Genomic DNA, 25,189 nt, shown 5'->3' on the forward strand with positions numbered 1-25,189 from the left:
TATAGTTTAATGGGTAGTTATCCCTCATCTAAAAAGGTGGGGGATGTACTGCTCATTAAAGTGAAAATACCGGAAAGGAGAGGAAAAATGGGAAATCAACATGCAATGGATTTGTTTGAGGAAGAGAAAAAGTTTATAAAAGCGCAAGTTCTTCATACCATTTTCCACAACGAAGAAAACCTCTATTCCGTTGTCAGTATGAAAGTCATTGAAACGAATGAAACGTATGACGAAAAGAAAGTAATGATAAACGGTCATTTTCCCCGCATGCATGAAGATGAAGTGTTTACATTGACAGGTCATTTTAAGGACCATCCAAAGTATGGAAAACAATATATGGTTGAAACATTTAAAAAAGAATTGCCGCAAACAAAAGCAGGTATGGTGCAATATTTAGCGAGTGATTTATTTAAAGGGATAGGAAAGCGTACAGCTGAAAAAATTGTGGACCATCTCGGAGAACATGCTATTTCTAAAATTATGGATGACCCTGAGGCATTAAATGGTGTTGTTAATAAACAAAAGGCTCAGGAAATATATGAGACAATTGTTGAACATCAAGGGCTAGAGAAAGTAATGAGCTTTTTAAATGGCTACGGTTTTGGAACGAAACTTTCTATTAAGATTTACCAGCAATATAAAGAGATGACATTAGAAGTGATTCGTAATAATCCGTATCAACTTATCGAAGAAGTGGACGGGATTGGTTTTGGAAGAGCGGATGATATAGGGCGTGCGTTAGGGATATCGGGTAATCATGACGACCGTGTACGCGCAGGATGTTTTTACACATTAGAGAATGTCTCATTACAACTTGGTCACGTTTATATGAGGAAAGATCAACTTGTAAGAGAAACGATGTCACTTTTAAACAATCAAGAAGGAAGAGTGACTGAGGAAGATATTATAGGTTGTATTGAAACGATGCAAAGTGAAGGGAAAGTCATCATAGAAGAAGAACGAGTGTATTTAGCAACGTTATTCTACTCTGAGAAAGGTGTTGTAAAGTCTATTCGCAGGCTTATGAATCAAGAAGAAACACCTTCATTTCCAGAAGCAGAAGTGTTAAAAACGTTAGGTGAAATTGAAGAACAACTGAACGTACAATATGCACCGTTTCAGCAAGAAGCAATTCAAACGGCACTTCATAAACCGATGATGTTATTGACAGGTGGACCAGGAACAGGGAAAACAACAGTTATTAAAGGGATTGTTGAAATGTATGCATCACTACACGGGTTATCGTTAAATCCGAATGAATACAGTGATGATAATCCATTTCCAATACTATTAACAGCTCCAACAGGAAGAGCAGCGAAGCGAATGAGTGAATCGACAGGACTTCCAGCTTGCACAATTCACCGTTTACTTGGTTGGACGCCAGAAGGATCTTTCCAGCGTAATGAAACGGATCCTGTCCAAGGTAAGCTCCTTATTATCGATGAATTTTCAATGGTTGATATTTGGCTTGCAAATCAGCTATTTAAGTCGTTGCCGACGAACATTCAAGTTATCGTTGTAGGTGATGAAGATCAGTTGCCATCTGTAGGACCTGGACAAGTATTAAAAGATTTATTAAATGCAGGCGCAGTTCCGACAGTGAAGCTTACTGAAATTTATCGTCAAGCGGAAGGCTCATCAGTGATTCAACTTGCCCATGCGATAAAAAATGGAACTCTACCACCAGATTTAGCACAAAATCAAAAAGATCGTTCATTTATCGGCTGTACAGGATCTCAAATTGTTGAGGTTGTGAAAAAAGTTTGTGAAAATGCTAAAACAAAAGGCTTTAGCGCAAGAGATGTACAAGTATTAGCACCGATGTACCGCGGGCCTGCTGGTATTAATGTATTAAACGAAGCGCTGCAACAAGTATTTAATCCGAAGAGGGAAAAGAGTAAAGAAATTGCTTACGGTGATGTTGTGTACCGAAGAGGCGATAAAGTACTGCAACTCGTGAATCAGCCGGAGAGCCAAGTGTTTAATGGTGATATTGGGGAAATTGTTTCGGTGTTTTATGCGAAAGAAAACGTTGAGCAACAAGATATGATTATCGTTTCATTTGACGGAATTGAGGTAACGTATACGAAGCCCGATTTAAATCAAATTACGCATGCATATTGTTGTTCCATTCATAAATCACAAGGTAGTGAATTTCCGATTGTTATTATGCCAATCGTGAAAAGTTACAACCGTATGTTACGTCGTAATTTAATTTACACGGGCATTACAAGAAGTAAGAAGTTCCTTATTATTTGCGGAGAGGAAGCAGCTTTCCAATCTGGTGTAAATCGCCTTGATGATGCAATGCGTCAAACAACCTTAGCTAGTCGCTTGCAAGAATCACAAGGAGAAGTACAGATGGTCACAGTTAATGGCGAGGAAATGGACGTGGAAAACATTTCACCGTATGATTTCATGTAACAAGGTGAAATTATATAGTGAAACTTTCAAACGCATAGCGTTGAAAGGCTCCAGTAAAATGTATAAATGAATGCAGTTTGGACATAATGGCGAATAGAATCTGGGAGACTGTAAGGAGATGAAAGCCATATGTTTATTTGTCCAAATTGCAAAGGGAAAGACATTGGAAAAATAGGTGTCAACCAATTTTATTGCTGGAATTGTTATATCGAATTATCGGTTTCAAAGGGGAAAATCCATACGCATCAAGTTGAGGAAGATGGTTCACTAAGCTCTCTTGATGATTTATTTGATGAGAATGAAAGAACGATCGGATAACGAAAAGGGGGATTTACTTTGAATCTACGCAATTCATTAATCGCATTAGGTGTTGGAGCTGCAGCATATCAATATGCTCGTAAGCAAGATGTATTTTCAAAACGCAATATGAAAAAAGCACGTAAGATGATTAAGTCTTACTTATAATCATTTCGATAAAGTGAAAAACTCCCTTGTAGACAAGGGAGTTTTTTTATGCACCCATATGCAAATAAAAAAGTCCGATCTCTGAGAAAAGATAAGATAGACCGTAGCAGCCAACGCCAAGTATTCCATACTGCCATAATTGCTTCGCTTTTTCTTTACGTGAGGAATGAATAAAGAACCCCTTCCAAATACCGAACCCGATACAAATCCATTCAAGAATCATAAAAAGTGCTGATAATCCAAGCATAAACAAAACCATAATTAGCCCTCCTGATTATATTAATTCATGCTGTATTCTCAGGGGTGGTTGTCCTTGTTATGTTATTTATATGTACGTCTTTAAAAAACAGTATGGTCCGTATGAAAAGATTTTAAAAGTTTCGCACATAACCTACCCCATTTATTTTCAAAATAAAGGTGGAGGAGGTTTTTCATGTGAAGAATCTTAAAATCATTTGGATATATCGTTTAGGATTATTGTTACTTGTTTTTCTTTGTCTGCTCGTCTTTTTAAAAATTAAGCCGCTATGGGCACCGATTATTTTTGTATTTAAAGTAGCGATTACGCCGTTTCTTATCGCGTGTTTTATTGCGTATTTATTGCACCCTTTAATTGAAAAAATTCATAAGGAAGGGATGCCCCGTACACTTGCCATTTTGCTCATTTATATCCTTTTCTTTGGCGGAATTGGTTATGGGATTTATAAAGGAACACCAGTCGTTATTAAGCAGTTACAAGAGATTAATGAACAATTTCCGCAGTTTACAAAAATGTACGATTCGTGGATGGATGGCGTTACAGAACAAACGGCGAATTTCCCTTCGTTCATTCATGAAAAGGTGAAACAACTTTTTGTGGGTGTGGAAACGAAGATTCAAGCGCTTTTAAATAAAGTGATGAGTACAGCTCGTGGTGTACTCGATTCATTGCTCATTATTTTCTTAATACCGTTCATTGTATTTTACATATTAAAAGATTATGGTGAGTTTTATCATATCTTTTGGAAACTAGTCCCAAGTAAATGGCGAGGTACGGGGCAAATGCTTGCGAAAGAAATTGATAAATCACTTGGAAGTTATATTCGAGGACAGTTATTTGTTTGTTTAGTATTAGGGGGAGTATCAGCTCTTTCTTTTTGGTTTATCGGTATGAAATATCCATTATTGCTTGGCATTATTATTGGGGTAACGGATATAATCCCGTACTTCGGTCCTATTTTAGGAGCAATCCCGACGTTAATGATTGCAGCAACAGTATCAACGAGTTTACTTATTAAGGCGGGGATCACAATTGCGATTTTGCAATTTGTGGAGAGTAACATTTTATCGCCTTACATCGTTGGTAAGTCACTTCGTATGCATCCCGTTATTATTATGCTTGCCTTACTAGTTGGGGGAGAGGTAGCTGGGATTGTAGGATTGCTAATATCGGTTCCGATTTTAGCAGTTATTCGCACTGTCATTGTTCATGTGAGACCTCTCTTGAAAAAAGAAGATGTGTAAGTATAGAAGCCCTCTATGTAAGAAATAGAGGGCTAATCATATATTTATTTAGAAAGCTGCTCGTGTATCTTTTGAACGAGGGAGCTCACATCATTTGTTTGAATATGTTTTATTTTTTTCCATTCGTTATCATACATAAATACAATTTGATTGTTGAAAAGACGCTTTTGTTCTTTTAGATTAGAAATTTTTGCGAAAGAGTACTCTTCAAATATTGGATTCTTACTTATATCTGGCCCATAAAAGAATAGCCTTTTGTTCGTTAAAATTAGCAATCCTGGCCTTGCGACGGAACGATAAATAAATATGTCTAATGAACATGCTGCGTAAAATAATATCGTTTCGTCAGTCGCTAATATGTTTTTAGCTTTGCTAAGTAAGGTTGTCATTGTGATCGCTCCTTTATTTTATTAACAATAATTTAATTATAACAAAAAAAGTAATATTTAGAAATTTTTATAAATTATTCTTATAAGGAGATTCCGATTTATTAATAAATGCATACTATATGAAAAGGCTGTTAAGAATGAATAGTAGAATACTTATGATTAATAAGTAATTAATCCAATATAAATGATTATCTACATTGACAAACTTAAGAGAATTCTATTATATTTAGTCATATAATACATTAAATCAATGACGGAACAAGTACGTTACAGTCCATTTATAGAGAGAAGCTTCCATATGGCTGAAAGAAGCTTTAAATGAAGGGTAACAGAAAGCTAATCCTGAGAGCAGCTAATCACTGCCGTCTTGCCACGTTACGGCACCATGAGGTGATGAATTGATTGTTATTGTAATCAATTCATAATTAGGGTGGTATCGCGAGTTAACTCTCGTCCCTTTTATAGGGACGGGAGTTTTTTATATTTAAGGAGGAAAATACAATGAAACAACTAACAGGCGCACAAATTCGTCAAATGTTTTTAGACTTTTTCCAAGAAAAAGGACATGCAGTAGAACCTAGTGCATCACTAGTTCCGCATGAAGATCCATCTCTGTTATGGATTAACAGTGGTGTAGCGACATTAAAAAAATATTTTGATGGACGTGTAATCCCGCAAAATCCACGTATTACAAATGCCCAAAAATCAATTCGTACAAACGATATTGAAAACGTAGGGAAAACAGCTCGCCACCATACATTCTTTGAAATGTTAGGAAACTTCTCAATCGGTGATTACTTTAAAGAAGAAGCAATTACTTGGGCTTGGGAATTCTTAACGAGCGACAAATGGATCGGATTCGATAAAGAATTACTATCAGTTACAATCCATCCAGAAGATGAAGAAGCATTCACAATTTGGAATGAGAAAATGGGCGTTCCCAAAGAGCGTATTATCCGCTTAGAAGAAAACTTCTGGGATATCGGTGAAGGCCCAAGTGGACCGAATACAGAGATTTTCTATGACCGCGGAGAAGCTTACGGTAATGACTTTAGTGACCCAGAATTATATCCAGGCGGAGAAAACGAACGTTACTTAGAAGTATGGAACCTTGTATTCTCTCAATTTAACCATAATCCAGACGGTTCATATACACCACTTCCTAAGAAAAACATTGATACAGGGATGGGTCTAGAGCGTATGACATCTATCGTTCAAGATGTGCCTACAAACTTTGATACAGACCTATTCATGCCGATGATTGGTGCAACAGAAACAATTTCTGGTGAAAAATATCGTAATGGCGATTTAGAAAAAGATATGGCATTCAAAGTAATTGCTGACCATATCCGTACAGTAACATTCGCTGTTGGTGACGGTGCTCTTCCATCTAACGAAGGCCGTGGTTATGTATTACGTCGTTTATTACGCCGCGCTGTTCGTTATTCGAAGAAATTAAACATCAACCGTCCATTTATGTTTGAATTAGTACCGGTTGTTGGAGAAGTAATGAAAGACTTCTATCCAGAAGTACTTGAAAAGAAAGATTTCATTGCGAAAGTTGTGAAGAACGAAGAAGAGCGTTTCCATGAAACACTTCATGATGGTGAAGCGATTTTAGCTGAAGTAATTGCAAAAGCAAAAGAAGAAAAAACAACTGTTATTTCTGGAGTAGATGCGTTCCGTCTATATGACACATACGGTTTCCCAATTGAATTAACAGAAGAATATGCAGAAGAAGCTGGCATGACAGTTGATCATGAAGGTTTTGAAAATGAAATGGAAAAACAACGTGAGCGTGCACGTGCTGCTCGTCAAGACGTTGATTCTATGCAAGTTCAAGGTGGTGTCCTTGGAGAAATTAAAGTAGCGAGCGAATTCGTTGGTTACGGTACAGTTGCAACAGAAAGTAACGTTGTTGCACTTGTGAAAAACGGCGAATACACAGACAGCTTACAAGCTGGTGAAGAAGGACAGTTAATTCTTGATGTAACACCATTCTATGCTGAGAGCGGTGGACAAATTGCAGACCGTGGTTACCTTCTTGCAGATGGTGTGAAAGTTCTTGTAAAAGACGTACAAAAAGCACCAAACGGCCAAAACTTGCATAAAGTTGTTGTTGAAGAAGGAACATTAACGAAAGATGCGGCTGTAAAAGCTATTATCGATACGAAAAATCGTAGTAGCGTTGTAAAAAATCATACAGCAACTCATTTACTACACCAAGCATTAAAAGACGTACTTGGAACACACGTTAACCAAGCAGGTTCTCTTGTAACTTCTGAACGTCTACGCTTTGACTTCTCTCACTTCGGTCAAGTACAAGCTGACGAATTAGAAAAAATTGAGCGTATGGTAAACGAGAAAATTTGGGAAAGTATTGATGTTGAGATTTCTCAAAAAGCAATTGAAGAAGCGAAAGAAATGGGCGCAATGGCATTATTCGGTGAAAAATACGGAGATGTTGTACGCGTTGTACAAGTTGGCGATTACAGCTTAGAGCTTTGTGGTGGTTGTCACGTTGATAATACAGCTTCTATCGGTATTTTCAAAATCGTTGCTGAATCTGGTATCGGTGCAGGAACTCGTCGTATTGAAGCAGTAACTGGTAAGTCTGCATACGAATTAATGAACGATCAAGTAGGTTTATTAAAAGAAGCAGCAGGAAAAATGAAAACAAATCCGAAAGATATTTTAACAAGAGTTGATGGTCTATTTGCTGAAGTGAAACAACTGCAAAAAGAAAATGAATCTCTTGCTGCGAAATTAAGCAATATCGAAGCTGGAAACTTAACTGATTCTGTAATGACAGTTGATGGGGTGAATGTATTAGCAGCGAAAGTAAATGTTGCAGATATGAACAACTTACGTACGATGATGGATGACTTGAAAAATAAATTAGAGTCAGCAGTTGTTGTATTAGCGTCTGTTAATGACGATAAAGTAAACATCCTAGCAGGTGTAACGAAAGACTTAATTAGCCAAGGTTACCATGCTGGTAAACTTGTGAAAGAAGTAGCTTCTCGTTGCGGCGGTGGCGGTGGCGGCCGTCCTGATATGGCACAAGCAGGGGGTAAAAACCCAGCTCAAGTCGAAGAAGCTTTAGCATTTGTACAAGAGTACGTTAAATCTGTTTCAAAATAAAGAGATAGTAGTGTACAATGGTAGGGAGAGGAGAAGTTCTTCTCCCTATACTTACTATATAAGTGAGGTGCTTGAAATGGACGGTTTTGATAAAACAATGAAGTTTAGCATTCAAGATGAAAAACAGAGTGTCCATGTAAATGATGTACTTTTAACTGTGTATGATGCACTTCAAGAAAAAGGCTATAATCCGATTAACCAAATCGTCGGTTATTTATTAAGTGGAGACCCAGCATACATACCTCGCCATAAAGATGCACGTAGCATCATTCGCAAGCTTGAACGTGATGAGTTAATTGAAGAGCTTGTGAAGTCTTACTTGAAACATCATCGTGAGGAGTAGTTTATGCGGATATTAGGTTTAGATGTAGGTACAAAAACAGTCGGAGTTGCAATTAGCGACGAAATGGGCTGGACAGCACAAGGATTAGAAACAATTAAGATTAACGAAGAACGAGGTCACTTTGGTTTTGATCGTATTTCTGAGTTAGTAAAGCAGTACAATGTGGACAAGATAGTAGTAGGTTTACCTAAAAATATGAATGGTACAATTGGCCCGCGTGGTGAAGCGTGCCAACAATTTGCAGAAAACCTACGAGAGCTGTTACAATTAGACGTTGTAATGTGGGACGAGCGTTTGTCAACAATGGCAGCGGAACGTCTGCTCATTTCAGCCGATGTAAGCCGTAAGAAGCGAAAGCAAGTAATTGATAAGATGGCTGCAGTCGTAATCTTACAAGGATTTTTAGATAGTAAATAAGAGGTGACCAAAATGGAAGAAAATCAAATTACAATTGTAGACGAAAAAGGTAACGAACATTTATGTGAAATTATTTTCACTTTTGACGCTGAAAAATTTGGAAAAAAATCATACGTAGTCTTCTCTCCAATCGGTGAAGTAGACGAAGATGGAGACCAAATTTATGATGCAATGGCTTATGAGCAAAATGAAGAAGAGGGCGGAACTTTACTTCCAATCGAATCTGAAGAAGAGTGGGAAATGGTACAAGAAATGTTCAACACTCTAGCTGATGAGCAAGAAGCTGAATAATAAGTACTGAAAAGATGGACGACATACAGTCCATCTTTTTTTTGTATTTATATGTAAAATGAAAGATTTTTTGTCGAAACTGTGTAAGTCTTTGTAGTATAATGAGACGGATTGTAGAAAAATAAAGTGTCAATTAAAAAAGATAAGTGAATTTTTTGCGTTTTTACATCGTGCTGTATAGAAAGGTGTACATACGGTCTACAATTAAGTAAGGAGGAAATGTTTTGATAGAGAATCAAGTGAAAAAGAAGCGTAGACGTATCTTTTTATTTTCGATTATTGCACTGCTTTTAGTTTGTGGTTCAGTCTATGCGTATATTTCATCCGCATTAGGACCAGTTGATAGCGGGAATAAAAAAGAGATTGAAGTAGAAATTCCGAAAGGATCATCTACAAGTAAAATTGGAGAAATTTTAGAAGAAAAAGGTGCTGTGAAAAACGGTACAGTTTTTAGTTTTTATACAAAGGCTAAATCGAAAAGTTTACAAGCAGGTACATATTTATTAAACCCTTCAATGAGTGCTGAAGATGTGATCGAACAAATGTCATCTGGCAATGTGCATCGTCCAGCTCTTTATAAAGTGACGATTAAAGAAGGGGCGCAAGTAACTGAAATTGCAGAAACGATTGCGACAGAACTAAAGTGGAATAAAGATGATGTTACGCGTCAATTAAACGATAAAGCATTTATTCAAAAAATGCAGCAAAAGTATCCGAAGTTATTAACGGATAAAATCTTTGATAGCAATATTAAATACCCATTAGAAGGTTATTTATATCCTGCAACGTATTCGTTTTATAAGAAAGATACGACGTTAGAAGAAATTGTAATTCCAATGCTTGAGAAAACAAATGCAATCATTGTTCAAAATGAGGCGACAATGAAAGCGAAGAATTGGGATGTTCATCAACTTTTAACATTATCTTCACTTATTGAAGAAGAGGCAACTGGTTTTACAGATCGTCAAAAGATCTCTAGTGTCTTTTATAATCGTTTAGCAAAAGGTATGCCGCTTCAAACGGATCCAACGGTATTATATGCACTTGGAAAGCATAAACAACGTGTATTATACGAAGATTTAAAGGTCAACTCACCGTACAATACGTATGTTGTAAAAGGATTGCCGGTAGGGCCAATCGCAAACTCTGGTAAACATTCAGTAGAAGCTGCGTTAGAACCTGCGCAAACAGATTATTATTATTTCTTAGCTGCACCAAGTGGTGAAGTGTACTATGCGAAAACATTAGAAGAGCATAATGCATTAAAGCAAAAATACATTACGAAAAAACAGTGAAATGGGGAGGGATAGCGAAAAAAGTCGCACATCCCTCTTTTTTGTGGTAAAATATATCGGGTTAAAAACTGGCAGAAGAATCGTTTTTAATATCAAAACGGGACGTACAAGCTAAGGGTAAAGCTGGCTTGTATTTTTATTGCATTCTATGTGTGAAAAGACGTCATAGAGGCACTTCTCCATGTAAATAAGGAGGACCATTTATGGAGGATGCAGTTAACGAGTACCTATTATCATTTATTGATCCGAAAGATAAATTAATTCTTGAAATGGAAGAATATGCAACAGAAAATCATGTGCCGATTATGGATCGACTTGGAATGGAATTTATGCTGCAATTTTTACGTTTAATTGGACCGAAAAGCATTTTAGAACTTGGAACAGCAATCGGTTATTCTAGTATTCGTATGATGCAAGCTATTCCAAATTCACGTATTGTGACAGTTGAGCGCAATCGTGAGCGATATGAAAAAGCACTTGAATATATAGAACGTTCCCCAGTAACAGATCGTATTTCAGTTATTTACGGTGATGCGTTAGAGACAGGTGAACAAGTAAAAGAACACGGGACATTTGACGTTATTTTTATTGATGCAGCAAAAGGACAGTATCGTCGCTTTTTTGACTTATATGAACCGTTATTAAATCCTGGTGGCGTAATTATTTCAGATAATGTTATGTACCACGGTCTTGTAACGACAAAAGAGAAAATTGAAAACAGACGTACACGTGGTTTAATCCGTCGTATTAAGACGTACAATGAGTGGCTTATGAACCATGAAGGATATGATACAACGATTTTCCCAATTGGTGATGGAGTAGCTGTTAGTAAAAAGAGAGGGTGACCAAGGTATGAAGAAACCTGAATTGTTAGTAACGCCAAGAGCGGTGGCGGATATCGAACAACTTGCGAAAGCAGGAGCAGATGCGGTAATGATCGGTGAGCAAAAGTTTGGTTTACGTTTAGCAGGGGAGTTTTCACGTGAAGATGTAAAACAAGCTGTGAAGATTGCACATGAAAATGGTGTGAAAGTATACGTAGCCATGAACGCTATGTTCCACAACGATAAAGTAGAAGAATTAACAGATTACGTTTCATTTTTAAACGAAGTAAATGTAGATGCAATTGTTTTCGGAGATCCAGCGGTATTAATGGCTGTTCGTGAAGTAGCACCAAATATGCAGTTGCACTGGAATACAGAAACGACAGCAACAAACTGGTTCACTTGTAATTACTGGGGACAAAGAGGATCAAAGCGTGCTGTATTAGCTCGTGAGCTTAGCTTAGATGAAATTGTTGATTTAAAAGAAAATGCTGAAGTGGAACTGGAAGTACAAATTCACGGTATGACTTGTATGTTCCAATCGAAGCGTTCATTAGTAGGAAACTACTTTGAGTATCAAGGACGTAATCTTGACATTGAAAAGAAAAAATATGAAGAGAATATGTTCTTATATGACCCAGAGCGTAACAATAAATATCCAATTTATGAAGATGAAAATGGTACTCACATTATGAGTCCGAACGACATTTGTTTCATCGATGAATTAGAGGAACTAATCGATGCTGAAGTTGATAGCTTAAAAATCGACGGTGTACTAAAAAGCTCTGAATATATTATTGAAGTAACGAAGAAATATCGTCAAGCGATTGATTTATGCGTAGAAGATCGTGATGCATATTATGACGTGAAAGATGGTCTATATAAAGAAATAGAAGAAATGCAACCAGTAAATCGTCCGTTAGATACAGGATTCTTCTTTAAAGAAACGGTTTACTAAACGAGGAGGGTGTAGGAAATGACTGTACAAGAAATTTCACGAGTGATCGATGGCAAACGTGTTATTGTGAAGAAACCTGAACTGTTAATCCCTGCGGGTAACTTAGAAAAATTAAAAGTAGCTATCCATTACGGGGCAGATGCTGTATATTTAGGTGGACAAGAATTTGGTCTTCGTTCGAATGCAGGTAACTTTACGCTAGAAGAAATGGCAGAAGGCGTTGAGTTTGCAAAGAAGTATGGAGCAAAAATATACGTAACAACAAATATCTTTGCACATAATGAAAATATGGACGGGCTAGAGGAATATTTAAAAGGGATTGAAAAAGCTGGCGTAACGGGAATTATCGTTGCTGATCCACTTATCATTGAGACTTGTAAACGCGTAGCGCCTTCTGTTGAGGTGCATTTAAGCACACAGCAATCACTATCCAACTGGAAAGCAGCACAGTATTGGAAAGAAGAAGGTTTACATCGCCTTGTATTAGCTCGTGAAGCAAGCTATGAAGAAATGAAAGAAATTAAAGAAAAAGTGGATATTGAAATTGAAGCATTCGTCCATGGTGCAATGTGTATCGCATATTCAGGAAGATGTACATTAAGTAACCATATGACAGCGCGTGATTCTAATCGTGGTGGTTGTTGCCAATCTTGCCGCTGGGATTATGATTTAGTTCAAACAGTATCACAACATAAAGATGCAAAAGAGCTTCCTCTATTCCAAGAAGGAGATGCTCACTTTGCGATGAGTCCAAAAGATTTAAATTTAATTTTATCAATTCCAAAAATGATTGAAATCGGAATCGATAGCTTAAAGGTAGAAGGACGTATGAAATCAATCCATTACGTAGCGACTGTAGCAACTGTATATCGTAAAGTAATTGATGCGTATTGTGCGGATCCAGATAACTTTGAGTTTAAACAAGAATGGTTAGATGAGCTTGATAAATGTGCAAATCGTGATACAGCTCCTGCATTCTTTGAAGGGGTTCCAGGACATCAAGAGCAAATGTTTGGAAATCATAGTAAGAAAACAACGTATGATTTTGCTGGTTTAGTGTTAGATTATAATGAAGAAACGGGCATCGTAACGATTGAGCAACGTAATCATTTCAAACCAGGACATGAAGTGGAGTTCTTTGGACCAGAAATAGAAAACTTTACGCAAACGGTGGAGAAAATTTGGGATGAGGATGGAAACGAATTAGATGCAGCGAGACATCCGTTGCAAATCGTGAAATTCAAAGTGGATCAACGAGTGTATGTGAATAATATGATGCGCAAAAGCATACTTCAATAAGAAAGAGTGATAGTCGAATGGGGACGAATAAGCCTGTTGTAATTGGAATTGCTGGTGGTTCGGGATCAGGTAAAACGAGTGTAACGAAAGCGATTTTTGACCATTTTAAAGGTCATTCTATTTTAATCTTAGAGCAAGATTATTATTACAAAGATCAAAGCCATTTACCAATGGAAGAGCGTTTAAAAACAAATTATGATCATCCGCTTGCGTTTGATAATGATCTGTTAATTGAACATTTGCAGCAGTTGCTTGCATATGAGCAAATTGATAAGCCTGTATATGACTATACATTGCATACGCGTTCAGAAGAAATTATTCCGGTTGAGCCGAAAGATGTAATTATTTTAGAAGGAATTCTTATTTTAGAAGACCCACGTCTTTGCGAGTTAATGGACATTAAATTATTCGTTGATACGGATGCTGACCTTCGTATTCTGCGCCGCATGCAACGTGATATTAAAGAGCGCGGTCGTACGATGGATTCAGTTATTGATCAGTACGTAAATGTTGTACGTCCAATGCACAATCAATTTATTGAGCCTTCTAAGAAATTTGCGGATATTATTATCCCTGAAGGTGGACAAAACCACGTTGCAATTGATATTATGGTGACAAAAATTGCAACAATTCTTGAACAAAAAGTAAATTTGTAATAGCATAGTAAAAGATATACGGTAGGAAGGGATTTTTTCCCTTCCTATCGAATACAATGAAACATGCAACCTCATCTATATATAGGTGAGGGCATATTTATATCAACTTTCCATACATATCTTCTTTATATAAAGAAGAATTGGAAATACGGGGTTGTATGTGACAACTCCGCTAGTGCAAGGGTACTAGAAACCTCCGCTAACAATGGAAGCGGAGGAGTTTTCATATGGAACTCCTCTTTTTTTCGGGGGATTGGTATATAAAAGGAGTGGAAAATATGTCAACAGAAAAAACATACCCTATGACGCAAGAGGGTAAGCAAAAACTAGAGAACGAACTTGAGCAATTAAAAACAGTAAGACGTAAAGAAGTAGTAGAACGTATTAAAATCGCACGTAGCTTCGGGGATCTTTCTGAGAACTCTGAGTACGATGCAGCGAAAGATGAGCAAGCGTTCGTAGAAGGACGTATTACACAATTAGAAAATATGATTCGTAACGCAGTTATCATTAAAGATACTGGCGAAGTATCTACTGTTGTTACATTAGGTAAAACAGTAACATTTAAAGAATTACCAAACGGAGATGAAGAAGCGTATACAATCGTAGGTAGCGCGGAAGCTGATCCATTCGAAGGAAGAATTTCTAACGATTCTCCAATCGCAAAAAGCTTATTAGGTAAGCAAATTGGTGAGAAAGTAACAATCCAAACACCAGGCGGAGAAATGCAAGTAGAGATTGTCTCTGTAAAATAAAAAAAAGATTCTCCTATCGGGAGAATCTTTTTTTTATCCCGCTATTTGCCAGACAGTAAGACCACCATCTCAAAATTCAGCGGAAGCAAAGAAGTTAGGTGGGCATCGGACTGCTCGTAAACGCCCGCTTGGTGAGGGCTAATTAAAGTTTCTTTTTATCTGTAGAATAGAAAAATTTGTGTAAACCTTAGAGTGATTCGACAAAAAATGTCAAAAAAACATTTTAAGCTTTGATATCATAATTAGAGACCATAGTTTTTAAAAGGGAAAAGGGGCTAATTATGAAACATAAAATCTTTACAGGATTGGTTTGTAGTATCTCTATATTAGGACTTGCTGCATGCGGAACGAATGAAGAAACTACATCATCAAAGGGAGAAAAAGTAAAGCAAGAAGAAAAAAAGGATATTAAAGCAACTGAGAGTTCAAAAGCCTTAGAAAATCCACAAGATAAAAAGGAATTTAATGATTTTGATGTAGCGTATCAATTAGCAATTGTCATGAAAATATTTCAAGATGTAACGATTAAGTATGATTACGCAATTGGGAATCCAGATTATTTATTGCGAGATTCGATGGATCAAAAAACAATAGATGATATGAAGAATATGTTACAAGAACAGGCGAAGAATAATGATAAAATTTTAAAAGATGAAGTGAATCAAGCATATACATATTTAAAACAATCGAAAGTAAGTAATAAAGATGATATTCAAAAAATAATAGATGCACAAAATAATTATTTACATATTGTAGATAAGATGATTACTTGTATTGATTCTGTAACAGTTGAGAATGCAAAAGAAAAAAGAAATGAAATGGATAATCTTAGTAAGGATTATTTAAAAATAGCGGCTAATGTAACAACCACTGTAATTGAAGTTGCTAAAAACACTGGAGTGAATGAAACTGAATTTAGATCGCTTCTTATGAAATTTTTAGAGAAGCCAAAGAAACAATAATAGCCTTATATAATATCTGTTTTTGTTTTGGAGATTGTATAAATAAAATAGTACCTCGTCTAAACTACAATAGACGAGGTGTTTTTTATGAAAATAAAACGGAGAATTACAATTGTTTTAATTTGTTTTATGTGCGTTATGTTTGTATTGCTTTGTCGTTTAATCCAAATTCAAATTATAGATACAGAATCATTTACTGATCGCAAAATAAATTTAATTGAAAAAAGTGTTACGCAACGCACACAATCCATTACAGTAGACGATGGACGTGGGCAGTTTATAGATCGTAATGGTAAAAAAATAGGTGAGGAAAAATATCCTGTTTTAATTATTTTTCCATTTTTACAAATAAAAAATGACATGTTAGAGAAAATCGCGCATATCATTGGTGTGTCGAGACAAGAGATTAGAAGACAAATGAAAAATAATAAAAATGCATTTACACTACAAGGAGAAACTGCTCCATTTCGAGTGACACGAGAGCAGATGGAGAAGGTAAATGAATTACATGTATTAGGTATTGTAGCAGCTGAAGTGCGATTAAAACAAACTGGAGAGATAAATCATTTAATTGGTGATGTAGGGGAGAACGAAAGGGAGTTTCAAAAGCGATATGGAGAATTGAAAAGAATCTCAAAACAAACGCCGATAGGTATTTCAGGATTACAGCAATCATTTGATGAATTTCTATTGACTGATGGAGAGGCAAAAGTATTATATCAAGTAGATCGGCAAGGAGAACCAATTTTCGGAAAGCAAGCGAAATACACTTCACCAGGAAATCCATTTTATCCAGTTAGGATTCAAACTACTTTACATAAAGAGTTGCAGCAAAAAGCAGAAGAAGTGATTGAAGCGAACGAAATAAAGAAGGGGGGACTAGTATTACTAGATGTAAAGACAAATGAAATATTAGCGATGGCTAGTAAGCCGTCTTTACAAGTAAGGGATGAGAATTTATATAAAACTACACTTGAAAATCAAATGTTAACGCCACATTTTCCAGGCTCTGTTTTTAAAACAGTAGTTGCAGCTGCAGTCATTGATCAAAAAGTAAATTTGTTTAATCGGACATTTAACTGTAATAAAGATTTATATGGTGAAAACGACCCGCAAGTTAGGATGGGTACACTTAACTTTAAAGAGAGCTTTGCTAGGAGTTGTAACAGGACATTTTCCGAGTTAGGTAACGAGCTATTACAAAAGGATAAGACGGTACTAGAAACATACGTAGCAGCTTTAGGAGCAAATGAAAAGGTTGGATGGAAAGGTTCTGTATTTCATACACCTCATTTTGAGCAAATGCCAGAAGAAAAGGGTACTACTATTTGGGGGAATGAAGAAAATAAAAATAGTAAAAAAGCGGTAGAACAAACAGCAATTGGACAGAAAGATGTACGTATATCACCTCTAGCAATTGCAAATATGATGGCGACGATTGCGAGGAATGGAGAAAAGATGGAAGTGAAAGCAGTTGAAAAAATAGTATATAAAAATGGAGCGGATTTTTTTACATTTGAGAGCCATACGTTAAATGGAAAACAGCTTTCGTATGAAACAGTGAAAACATTACAAGAGTTATTAAGAGGCGTTGTAACAAGGGAGAAAGGAACAGGAACGGCATTCCGTTCGTTGCCACTAAGTGTCGCTGGAAAATCCGGGACAGCGCAAACAGGGAAAGGGACGAGGGTGAATCGCTGGTTTGCAGGTTATTTTCCGTATGAGAATCCAAGATATGCTTTAGTTGTTGTTGATCTAGAGACTGATAGCAAAGTGAATAAAGTTACACCTATTTTTAAAGATATGGTAGGAGCAATCTATCAATTGGAGAATGAAAAGTAATCTTGCAATTTATAGTGAAATGTCTTCATTTCATGAAAATATCATTGTAAATGTTCAACCTTTCTAGATTTAATGTTACAATAGCAATTAGGAAAAACTGCATGGAGGTTTGGAGAATGGCAGGAGGATCAAGATTCCAACAGAAACAACAAAAACGTCGTCAAAACGGTGTTTTAAATATTGCAATCGCTATTGTATTACTATTAGTAGCTATTGTAGCATATCAATTGTTCGTTCCTAGTACGAAAGAGCAAGCATCTTCTACTGATAAGAAAGTCTCTCAACAAACAACAAAGAATGAGAAAGCTGGAAAATCAGAAGATAAAGAATCTGCTAAGAAAAAAGAAAAAGAACAAGAGCAAGCAGAAGCCAAGAAAAAAGCTGAAGAAGAGAAGCTAAAGGCTGAAGAAGAACAGAAAAAAGCTGAAGAAGAAGCGAAAGCTAACGAGAAAGTATCAGCTGAGAAAACTGTATCTAAGGCAAAAGAGGCGTATACAAAACCTTCTTGGAAAGCTGTAGGAACAGAACAAGGTTCATCACCAGCGATGACGTTTAAACAGGGTTCATCAGATTGGAATGAGATGCAAAGTGCAATTGCTGCAGGTGTTGAAGTACCGAAAGAGCAATTAGTATTCCATTTTGTTGGAAGAGACAAAACTGGAAAGAGTAAAGCTTATGGTGATGTTCAAGATAAGCAAAGTGGGAAAAGATATTATGTAAATATTGATTGGGTAGACAATGAGGGCTGGAAACCAGTACTTGTTCAAACTCTAAACTAAAAAAGAGAGGCTCCTTAGGAGCTTCTCTTTTTTGTTAACGCAATTTCTTTAATTTAAAATGAACAACCGCGCTATAATACGGTCTTTTGCTTTCAGGATCCATAACCATCTGATGTGAGATGTGATGAACTTCAAGCATAAGTGCTTTATTATTATCAATTTGTTCACTAATTTTTCGTTCTAAAGAAGCTAAGTCTCCCGCTTCAAAAAACTCTACTTTATCTTCTAACATTTCAAAGGTAAATGACATGAAGACGGCCCCTCTCCTATGTAATCAACTATAGTGTAACAAAGAAAAGAAGGAAATACCATGTACATTTCAATTGACATTTTTAGAAAGAGGGAATATCATACTGATAAAACCGATAAGAAAAAGGGGAATTTTTATGGGTACAGAATTTAATGGTTTATTTGATGAGTGGGCTCATACGTACGACTCATTTGTACAAGGCGAAGATATACAATATAAAGAAGTTTTCGCCCATTATGAGGACATTCTAGAGGATGTAGTTAACAAGTCATTTGGTAATGTATTAGAATTTGGTGTCGGTACAGGTAATTTAACAGATAAATTATTACTTGCTGGCCGCACAGTTTACGGTATAGAACCGTCGCGTGAAATGCGCATGATTGCAAAAGAGAAATTGCCAAAAGAATTTTCAATTACAGACGGTGATTTTCTTTCGTTTGAAGTTCCAAATTCAATTGATACCATTGTAAGCACCTATGCATTTCATCATTTAACAGATGATGAAAAAAATGTAGCGATTGCGAAGTATAGTCAATTGCTAAACAAAGGTGGTAAAATAGTGTTTGCTGATACGATATTTGCAGATCAAGATGCATATGATAAAACTGTTGAAACAGCAAAACAAAGAGGTTTCCACCAGTTAGCAAACGATTTGCAAACGGAATACTATACACGTATTCCAGTTATGCAGACTATTTTTGAAAACAATGGCTTCCATGTAACGTTCACGAGATTAAATCATTTCGTTTGGGTAATGGAGGCAACTAAGCAATAGAAAGAGGGATTAGATTGAGAATTGCTGTAATTGGAGCAATGGAAGAAGAAGTACGTATTTTACGTGACAAATTAGAACAAGCAGAGACAGAAACAGTTGCAGGTTGTGAATTTACGAAAGGGCTATTAGCAGGGCATGAAGTAATCTTGTTAAAGTCTGGTATTGGTAAAGTAAACGCAGCGATGTCAACGACAATTTTATTAGAAAAATATAAGCCTGAAAAAGTAATTAATACTGGTTCAGCTGGTGGATTCCATCATTCTCTAAACGTAGGTGATGTAGTTATTTCCACTGAAGTTCGTCACCATGACGTAGATGTAACAGCATTTAACTATGAATATGGTCAAGTACCAGGAATGCCGCCTGGATTTAAAGCTGATGAGGCGTTAGTTGCATTAGCTGAGAAATGTATGCAGGCTGAAGAAAATATTCAAGTTGTAAAAGGTATGATTGCAACAGGTGATTCATTTATGAGTGATCCGAACCGCGTTGCAGCCATCCGTGATAAATTTGAAAATCTTTATGCGGTAGAAATGGAAGCAGCAGCAGTTGCACAAGTATGCCACCAATATGAAATTCCGTTTGTTATCATTCGCGCACTTTCTGATATTGCTGGTAAAGAATCAAATGTTTCATTTGATCAGTTTTTAGATCAAGCAGCTCTTCACTCTACAAACTTTATTGTAAAAGTGTTAGAAGAGTTAAAGTAATGTAACAAAAAGGCAACTGTCTCATATAAAGAAAATACATACAGTTGCCTTTTCTTTATTGGCAAACAAGGGGGAGAACACGATGAATGTATATCGTGGAGTTCATGAGTTAATTGGTCATACACCAATTGTAGAAATTACTCGTTTTTCACTTCCGAAAGGGGTCCGTTTATTTGCAAAGCTTGAATTTTATAACCCAGGCGGAAGCGTTAAGGATCGTTTAGGAAGAGAATTAATCGAAGATGCGCTAGAAAAAGGGCTTGTTACCCAGGGTGGAACAATTATTGAACCGACTGCTGGGAATACTGGTATTGGACTGGCACTTGCAGCATTAGAACATGATTTACGTGTTATCGTTTGTGTACCAGAGAAATTTAGTATTGAAAAACAAGAATTAATGAAAGCACTAGGTGCAACGGTCGTGCATACACCGACTGAGGAAGGAATGACCGGTGCAATTGCTAAAGCAAAAGAGTTAGTAAATGAACTACCGAATTCATATTCTCCAAGTCAGTTCGCAAATGAGGCAAATCCTCGTGCATATTTTAAAACATTAGGACCTGAACTGTGGGACGCATTGAATGGAGAGATTAACATATTTGTTGCTGGAGCAGGAACTGGCGGTACGTTTATGGGGACTGCATCTTATTTGAAAGAAAAAAATATAGATATTAAAACAGTGATTGTAGAGCCAGAAGGATCTATTTTAAATGGTGGTAAGGCTGGTTCACATGAGACCGAAGGAATTGGACTGGAATTTATCCCGCCATTTTTGAAGACATCTTATTTTGATGAAATTCATACGATTTCTGATCGAGATGCATTTTTACGAGTGAAAGAATTAGCCCAAAAAGAAGGACTTCTCGTTGGGAGCTCTTCAGGAGCAGCATTTCATGCGAGCTTACTGGAGGCAGAGAAGGCAGCACCAGGTACAAATATTGTAACCATTTTTCCTGATAGCAGTGAGCGCTATTTAAGTAAAGACATATACAAAGGATGGGAATAAAAAATGAGAGCAAAGACAAAGTTAATTCATGGTATTCGCATAGGAGAACCTTCAACTGGATCTGTAAACGTACCGATTTATCAAACAAGTACGTACAAACAAGAAGCAGTTGGTAAGCATCAAGGATATGAATATTCACGTACAGGTAACCCAACACGTGCAGCTTTAGAAGAAATGATTGCTGTATTAGAAAATGGGCATGCTGGATTTGCATTTGGTTCAGGAATGGCTGCTATTACAGCGACAATTATGTTGTTCTCAAAAGGTGACCACGTAATTTTAACAGATGATGTTTATGGCGGAACATACCGCGTTATTACGAAAGTATTAAACCGTTTCGGTATTGAGCATACATTTGTAGATACAACAAACTTAGAGGAAGTTGAAGAAGCGATTCGTCCAAATACGAAAGCAATTTATGTGGAAACACCAACGAATCCACTACTAAAAATTACTGATATTAAGAAAATATCTACTCTTGCTAAAGAGAAAGACTTATTAACAATTATTGATAACACATTCATGACGCCATATTGGCAGTCGCCGATTTCTTTAGGAGCAGATATTGTTCTTCATAGTGCAACGAAATATTTAGGAGGTCATAGTGACGTAGTTGCAGGTTTAGTAGTTGTAAATAGTCCACAACTAGCAGAAGATCTTCACTTTGTACAAAACTCAACAGGAGGTATTCTTGGGCCACAAGATAGCTTCTTACTACTTCGCGGTTTAAAAACATTAGGAATTCGTATGGAAGAACATGAAACGAATTCACGCGCTATTGCTGAGTTCTTAAATAATCATCCAAAAGTAAATAAAGTATATTACCCAGGTCTTGAATCACATCAAAACCACGAATTAGCAACAGAACAAGCAAACGGATTTGGTGCTATTATCTCATTTGATGTAGATAGTGAAGAGACATTAAATAAAGTACTTGAGAAACTACAATACTTTACACTTGCTGAAAGCTTAGGAGCGGTAGAAAGTTTAATTTCTATTCCATCTCAAATGACACATGCATCAATCCCAGCCGATCGCCGCAAAGGATTAGGAATTACAGATACATTAATTCGTATTTCTGTCGGTATTGAAGATGGTGAAGATTTAATTGAAGATTTAGCACAAGCGCTAGCATAATAAAAAATGCACTGCTCTATATTAGCGGTGCATTTTTTTATTACATTATTTGTGAAACATTTCACAAAATAGACATACACAAACGAAATGATTTCATGTATATTGAATTCAGGAAATGTTACTCACGAACAAACTTGTGAAACTTTTCACAAACAATGAAATTCATGTAGGAAAGCATCTCTATTTTTTTGTGTTAATTGGGACTTATTTTGACCTATAGGGACATATAAGGACCGCGATAGTAGAATAGGAGGAAATTCACATGGTAGTCAAAGAGAAAGTTGTAAATGAAATGCAGGAAGTAAAAAAGATGATTGATACGCTAGTAAATAATGGTCAACAAGCTTTACAAGCATTAGAAAGTTTTACACAAGAGGAAATTGACAACATTGTTCATGAAATGGCATTAGCAGGTGTTGATCAACATATGCCGCTAGCAAAATTGGCAGTTGAAGAAACTGGCCGTGGTGTATATGAAGACAAATGCATTAAAAATATTTTTGCCACTGAATATATTTGGCATAGTATAAAGCAAGATAAAACGGTAGGGATTATTCACGAAGATCCTCATGAAGAAATAATAGAAATCGCGGAACCTGTCGGTGTAGTAGCTGGGGTAACGCCAGTAACGAATCCAACGTCGACAACAATGTTTAAAGCGTTAATTGCGATAAAAACAAGAAATCCAATTATTTTCGCATTTCATCCTTCCGCACAAAAATGTTCTGTGGCAGCAGCGAAAACCGTATATGATGCAGCGATGAAAGCTGGTGCACCAAAACACTGTATTCAATGGATTGAAAGACCGTCTGTTGAAGCGACGAAACAATTGATGAACCATGATGGTGTAGCACTCGTTCTAGCAACTGGAGGCGCTGGTATGGTGAAATCAGCTTACTCTACTGGAAAACCAGCGTTAGGCGTTGGTCCTGGTAATGTACCGTGTTATATAGAAAAATCAGCACATGTAAAACGAGCTGTTAATGATTTAATTTTATCGAAAACATTTGATAACGGTATGATTTGTGCATCGGAACAAGCAATCATTGTCGATAAAGAAATTTATGATGATGTTAAAACAGAAATGATTGAAAACAATTGTTACTTTGTAACAGAAGAAGAAAGAAAAAAATTAGAAAAGCTCGTTATAAATGAAAATACATGTGCAGTAAATAGTGATATTGTAGGGAAATCAGCACAGTATATTGCCGATTTAGTTGGGATCACTGTTCCTGAACATACAAAAATGCTTGTAGCTGAAATTCAAGGTATCGGAGCAGCATATCCGTTATCTCGTGAGAAACTGAGTCCAGTATTAGCTTGTGTGAAGGCGAATTCATTAGAAGAAGGATTTACATATTGCAAAGAAATGTTGAACCTCGGTGGTTTAGGACATTCAGCAGTTATCCATTCTACAAATAAAGATGTGCAAAAGCAATTTGGGTTACGTATGAAAGCTTGCCGTCTCATTGTAAATGCACCTTCATCACAAGGTGGAATAGGGGATATATATAATGGATTTATTCCATCACTTACACTTGGTTGTGGTTCATACGGAAAGAATTCAGTTTCCCAAAATGTAACAGCGACTCATTTATTAAATATAAAAAGGCTGGCAAATAGAAAAAAGAATATGCAGTGGTTCAAACTGCCACCAAAAATTTATTTTGAAAAACATGCTACAGCTTATTTAGCAAATATGCCTAACATTTCACGTGCATTTATTGTAACGGACCCCGGAATGGTTGAACATGGCTATGTCGATACAGTCGCGCACTATTTAAACAAGAATGCAAATGATGTGAAAGTTGAAGTTTTCTTTGAGGTCGAACCAGATCCATCAGATGAAACTGTTTTCAAAGGTGCGGAAATGATGAAAAGCTTTAAGCCAGATGTAATTATCGCACTTGGTGGTGGTTCAGCTATGGATGCAGCAAAAGGAATGTGGTTATTCTATGAGCATCCAGAAACGACATTCTATGGTATTAAACAGAAATTTTTAGATATAAGAAAACGTACATGTAAATATCCGGAATTAGGAAATAAGGCGCAGTTTGTTGCGATTCCAACGACATCAGGAACGGGATCAGAAGTGACACCATTTGCGGTTATTACAGATAAGAAAAATAATATAAAGTATCCGCTCGCAGATTATGAATTAACACCAGATGTAGCAATTGTTGATCCACAATTTGTAATGACAGTACCACCACATGTAACAGCAGATACTGGTATGGATGTTTTAACACATGCAATTGAGGCGTATGTGTCTGTTATGGCAAATGACTATACAGATGGATTAGCATTAAAAGCCATTGATCTCGTATTCAAATATTTACCGAGAGCATATAAAGATGGAAATGATGAAGAAGCAAGAGAAAAAATGCATAACGCTTCTGCAATTGCAGGGATGGCATTCGCAAACGCTTTCCTCGGTATTAATCACAGCTTAGCACATAAGATTGGACCAGAATTCCATATTCCGCACGGACGCGCAAATGCCATTCTAATGCCGCACGTAGTCCGCTATAATGCTATTAAGCCAAGAAAACACGCATTGTTCCCAAAATATGAGCACTTTGTGGCAGATGAAAGATATGCACATATAGCGAGAATGCTCGGTCTTCCAGCAAGTTCGGCAGCAGAAGGGGTGGAATCACTCGTCCAAGCAATTATTGAGCTTGGAAAAAGCTTAAATATTAATATGAGTATTGCGGGACAAGGAGTCGATAAAGAGCAATTTGAAGAGGTTGTTGGAGTATTAGCAGAAAGAGCTTTTGAAGATCAATGTACAACTGCTAATCCAAAGTTACCGCTTATTTCAGAGCTGAAAGAAATTTATATGGAAGCATATAAAGGTGAATAATGATAAAAAAAGAGCCGCAGTAAAAGCGGCTCTTTTTTTTATTGGAAAATATCTCCCAGAATGGCTGTATTTACTGGTCTTTCAGTTTCATAGAATATG

At 36.6% G+C, this 25,189-nt stretch carries 25 protein-coding genes and 1 other annotated feature; of the genes, 22 read left to right on the top strand and 3 right to left on the bottom strand.

Features of this window, described 5'->3' with window-relative positions; all coding sequences use genetic code 11:
- The first annotated feature begins 87 nt into the window (after nt 1–87).
- The 3 genes from recD2 (at nt 88) to ACTFRY_RS02435 (ending at nt 2,889) form a co-directional block, all read left to right on the top strand.
- Nucleotides 88–2,424, top strand: coding sequence for an SF1B family DNA helicase RecD2 (gene recD2 / locus ACTFRY_RS02425; protein ID WP_098616175.1), 2,337 nt, complete (start codon nt 88–90; stop codon nt 2,422–2,424).
- A gap of 129 nt (nt 2,425–2,553) precedes the next feature.
- Nucleotides 2,554–2,742, top strand: coding sequence for a hypothetical protein (locus ACTFRY_RS02430; protein ID WP_000469281.1), 189 nt, complete (start codon nt 2,554–2,556; stop codon nt 2,740–2,742).
- 18 nt (nt 2,743–2,760) lie between these two features.
- Nucleotides 2,761–2,889, top strand: coding sequence for a YrzQ family protein (locus tag ACTFRY_RS02435; protein WP_001053553.1), 129 nt, complete (start codon nt 2,761–2,763; stop codon nt 2,887–2,889).
- A gap of 46 nt (nt 2,890–2,935) precedes the next feature.
- Here ACTFRY_RS02435 and ACTFRY_RS02440 read toward each other — a convergent pair whose 3' ends face one another.
- Nucleotides 2,936–3,148 (bottom strand): hypothetical protein, encoded by a 213-nt coding sequence (locus ACTFRY_RS02440; RefSeq protein ID WP_000242535.1) that lies wholly within the window; start codon nt 3,146–3,148, stop codon nt 2,936–2,938.
- Nucleotides 3,149–3,324: 176 nt separating this feature from the next.
- Between ACTFRY_RS02440 and ACTFRY_RS02445 the strand changes: the two genes are divergently transcribed.
- On the top strand, nt 3,325–4,392 hold the full coding sequence (locus tag ACTFRY_RS02445; protein ID WP_000793128.1) for an AI-2E family transporter: 1,068 nt from the start codon (nt 3,325–3,327) through the stop codon (nt 4,390–4,392).
- Nucleotides 4,393–4,436: 44 nt separating this feature from the next.
- Here ACTFRY_RS02445 and ACTFRY_RS02450 read toward each other — a convergent pair whose 3' ends face one another.
- Complete coding sequence (locus ACTFRY_RS02450) at nt 4,437–4,781, bottom strand: PH domain-containing protein (protein ID WP_061664889.1); 345 nt, start codon at nt 4,779–4,781, stop codon at nt 4,437–4,439.
- Between the two features lie 241 nt (nt 4,782–5,022).
- Nucleotides 5,023–5,242 (top strand) — a binding site (T-box leader).
- Between the two features lie 40 nt (nt 5,243–5,282).
- Between ACTFRY_RS02450 and alaS the strand changes: the two genes are divergently transcribed.
- The 13 genes from alaS to ACTFRY_RS02515 all read left to right on the top strand — a co-directional run bounded on the left by alaS (nt 5,283) and on the right by ACTFRY_RS02515 (nt 18,346).
- Nucleotides 5,283–7,925, top strand: a complete 2,643-nt coding sequence (alaS, locus tag ACTFRY_RS02455; protein ID WP_000811825.1) for an alanine--tRNA ligase — start codon at nt 5,283–5,285, stop codon at nt 7,923–7,925.
- A 76-nt stretch (nt 7,926–8,001) separates the two neighbouring features.
- A complete protein-coding gene (locus ACTFRY_RS02460; RefSeq protein ID WP_000348590.1) occupies nt 8,002–8,268 on the top strand; it encodes an IreB family regulatory phosphoprotein in 267 nt (88 codons plus the stop codon).
- Between the two features lie 3 nt (nt 8,269–8,271).
- Nucleotides 8,272–8,685, top strand: coding sequence for a Holliday junction resolvase RuvX (gene ruvX, locus ACTFRY_RS02465; RefSeq protein WP_001221193.1), 414 nt, complete (start codon nt 8,272–8,274; stop codon nt 8,683–8,685).
- A gap of 12 nt (nt 8,686–8,697) precedes the next feature.
- Nucleotides 8,698–8,976 (top strand): DUF1292 domain-containing protein, encoded by a 279-nt coding sequence (locus ACTFRY_RS02470; protein WP_000392247.1) that lies wholly within the window; start codon nt 8,698–8,700, stop codon nt 8,974–8,976.
- 224 nt (nt 8,977–9,200) lie between these two features.
- On the top strand, nt 9,201–10,271 hold the full coding sequence (mltG, locus tag ACTFRY_RS02475; RefSeq protein WP_016118655.1) for an endolytic transglycosylase MltG: 1,071 nt from the start codon (nt 9,201–9,203) through the stop codon (nt 10,269–10,271).
- A gap of 203 nt (nt 10,272–10,474) precedes the next feature.
- The gene (locus ACTFRY_RS02480; protein ID WP_000389102.1) at nt 10,475–11,116 is read left to right on the top strand and encodes an O-methyltransferase; all 642 of its coding nucleotides are present in this window, start codon (nt 10,475–10,477) and stop codon (nt 11,114–11,116) included.
- Between the two features lie 7 nt (nt 11,117–11,123).
- Nucleotides 11,124–12,053 carry a peptidase U32 family protein gene (locus ACTFRY_RS02485; RefSeq protein WP_086424095.1) on the top strand — a complete coding sequence of 310 codons (930 nt, stop codon included), beginning with the start codon at nt 11,124–11,126 and terminating at the stop codon, nt 12,051–12,053.
- An 18-nt stretch (nt 12,054–12,071) separates the two neighbouring features.
- Nucleotides 12,072–13,352: a peptidase U32 family protein gene (locus ACTFRY_RS02490; protein ID WP_000217974.1), complete on the top strand. Its 1,281-nt coding sequence runs from the start codon at nt 12,072–12,074 to the stop codon at nt 13,350–13,352.
- A gap of 17 nt (nt 13,353–13,369) precedes the next feature.
- The gene (gene udk / locus ACTFRY_RS02495; protein ID WP_000537078.1) at nt 13,370–14,008 is read left to right on the top strand and encodes a uridine kinase; all 639 of its coding nucleotides are present in this window, start codon (nt 13,370–13,372) and stop codon (nt 14,006–14,008) included.
- Between the two features lie 278 nt (nt 14,009–14,286).
- Nucleotides 14,287–14,763 (top strand): transcription elongation factor GreA, encoded by a 477-nt coding sequence (greA, locus tag ACTFRY_RS02500; protein ID WP_000102591.1) that lies wholly within the window; start codon nt 14,287–14,289, stop codon nt 14,761–14,763.
- Between the two features lie 281 nt (nt 14,764–15,044).
- Entirely contained in the window at nt 15,045–15,725 is a 681-nt protein-coding gene (locus tag ACTFRY_RS02505) for a hypothetical protein (protein ID WP_000680878.1), read from the top strand.
- Between the two features lie 87 nt (nt 15,726–15,812).
- Nucleotides 15,813–17,567 (top strand): peptidoglycan D,D-transpeptidase FtsI family protein, encoded by a 1,755-nt coding sequence (locus ACTFRY_RS02510; protein WP_000695140.1) that lies wholly within the window; start codon nt 15,813–15,815, stop codon nt 17,565–17,567.
- Between the two features lie 116 nt (nt 17,568–17,683).
- Entirely contained in the window at nt 17,684–18,346 is a 663-nt protein-coding gene (locus ACTFRY_RS02515) for a YrrS family protein (protein WP_000897099.1), read from the top strand.
- Between the two features lie 34 nt (nt 18,347–18,380).
- On the opposite strand, the gene ACTFRY_RS02520 is transcribed toward ACTFRY_RS02515, so the two are convergent.
- Nucleotides 18,381–18,596 (bottom strand): YrzA family protein, encoded by a 216-nt coding sequence (locus ACTFRY_RS02520; RefSeq protein ID WP_000010984.1) that lies wholly within the window; start codon nt 18,594–18,596, stop codon nt 18,381–18,383.
- Nucleotides 18,597–18,732: 136 nt separating this feature from the next.
- Here ACTFRY_RS02520 and ACTFRY_RS02525 point away from each other — a divergent pair, with 136 nt between their 5' ends.
- The 5 genes from ACTFRY_RS02525 to adhE all read left to right on the top strand — a co-directional run bounded on the left by ACTFRY_RS02525 (nt 18,733) and on the right by adhE (nt 25,090).
- On the top strand, nt 18,733–19,371 hold the full coding sequence (locus tag ACTFRY_RS02525) for a class I SAM-dependent methyltransferase (RefSeq protein WP_000536313.1): 639 nt from the start codon (nt 18,733–18,735) through the stop codon (nt 19,369–19,371).
- A 14-nt stretch (nt 19,372–19,385) separates the two neighbouring features.
- Nucleotides 19,386–20,081: a 5'-methylthioadenosine/S-adenosylhomocysteine nucleosidase gene (gene mtnN, locus ACTFRY_RS02530; RefSeq protein WP_001217024.1), complete on the top strand. Its 696-nt coding sequence runs from the start codon at nt 19,386–19,388 to the stop codon at nt 20,079–20,081.
- A gap of 82 nt (nt 20,082–20,163) precedes the next feature.
- On the top strand, nt 20,164–21,087 hold the full coding sequence (locus tag ACTFRY_RS02535; RefSeq protein WP_016118652.1) for an O-acetylserine dependent cystathionine beta-synthase: 924 nt from the start codon (nt 20,164–20,166) through the stop codon (nt 21,085–21,087).
- Nucleotides 21,088–21,090: 3 nt separating this feature from the next.
- Nucleotides 21,091–22,224: a bifunctional cystathionine gamma-lyase/homocysteine desulfhydrase gene (locus ACTFRY_RS02540; protein WP_098616176.1), complete on the top strand. Its 1,134-nt coding sequence runs from the start codon at nt 21,091–21,093 to the stop codon at nt 22,222–22,224.
- 262 nt (nt 22,225–22,486) lie between these two features.
- Nucleotides 22,487–25,090, top strand: coding sequence for a bifunctional acetaldehyde-CoA/alcohol dehydrogenase (gene adhE / locus ACTFRY_RS02545; RefSeq protein WP_016118651.1), 2,604 nt, complete (start codon nt 22,487–22,489; stop codon nt 25,088–25,090).
- The last annotated feature ends 99 nt before the right edge of the window (nt 25,091–25,189 follow it).

This window comes from Bacillus cereus group sp. MYBK195-1 (genome assembly GCF_051916605.1).
GTDB classification, from domain to species: domain Bacteria; phylum Bacillota; class Bacilli; order Bacillales; family Bacillaceae_G; genus Bacillus_A; species Bacillus_A cereus.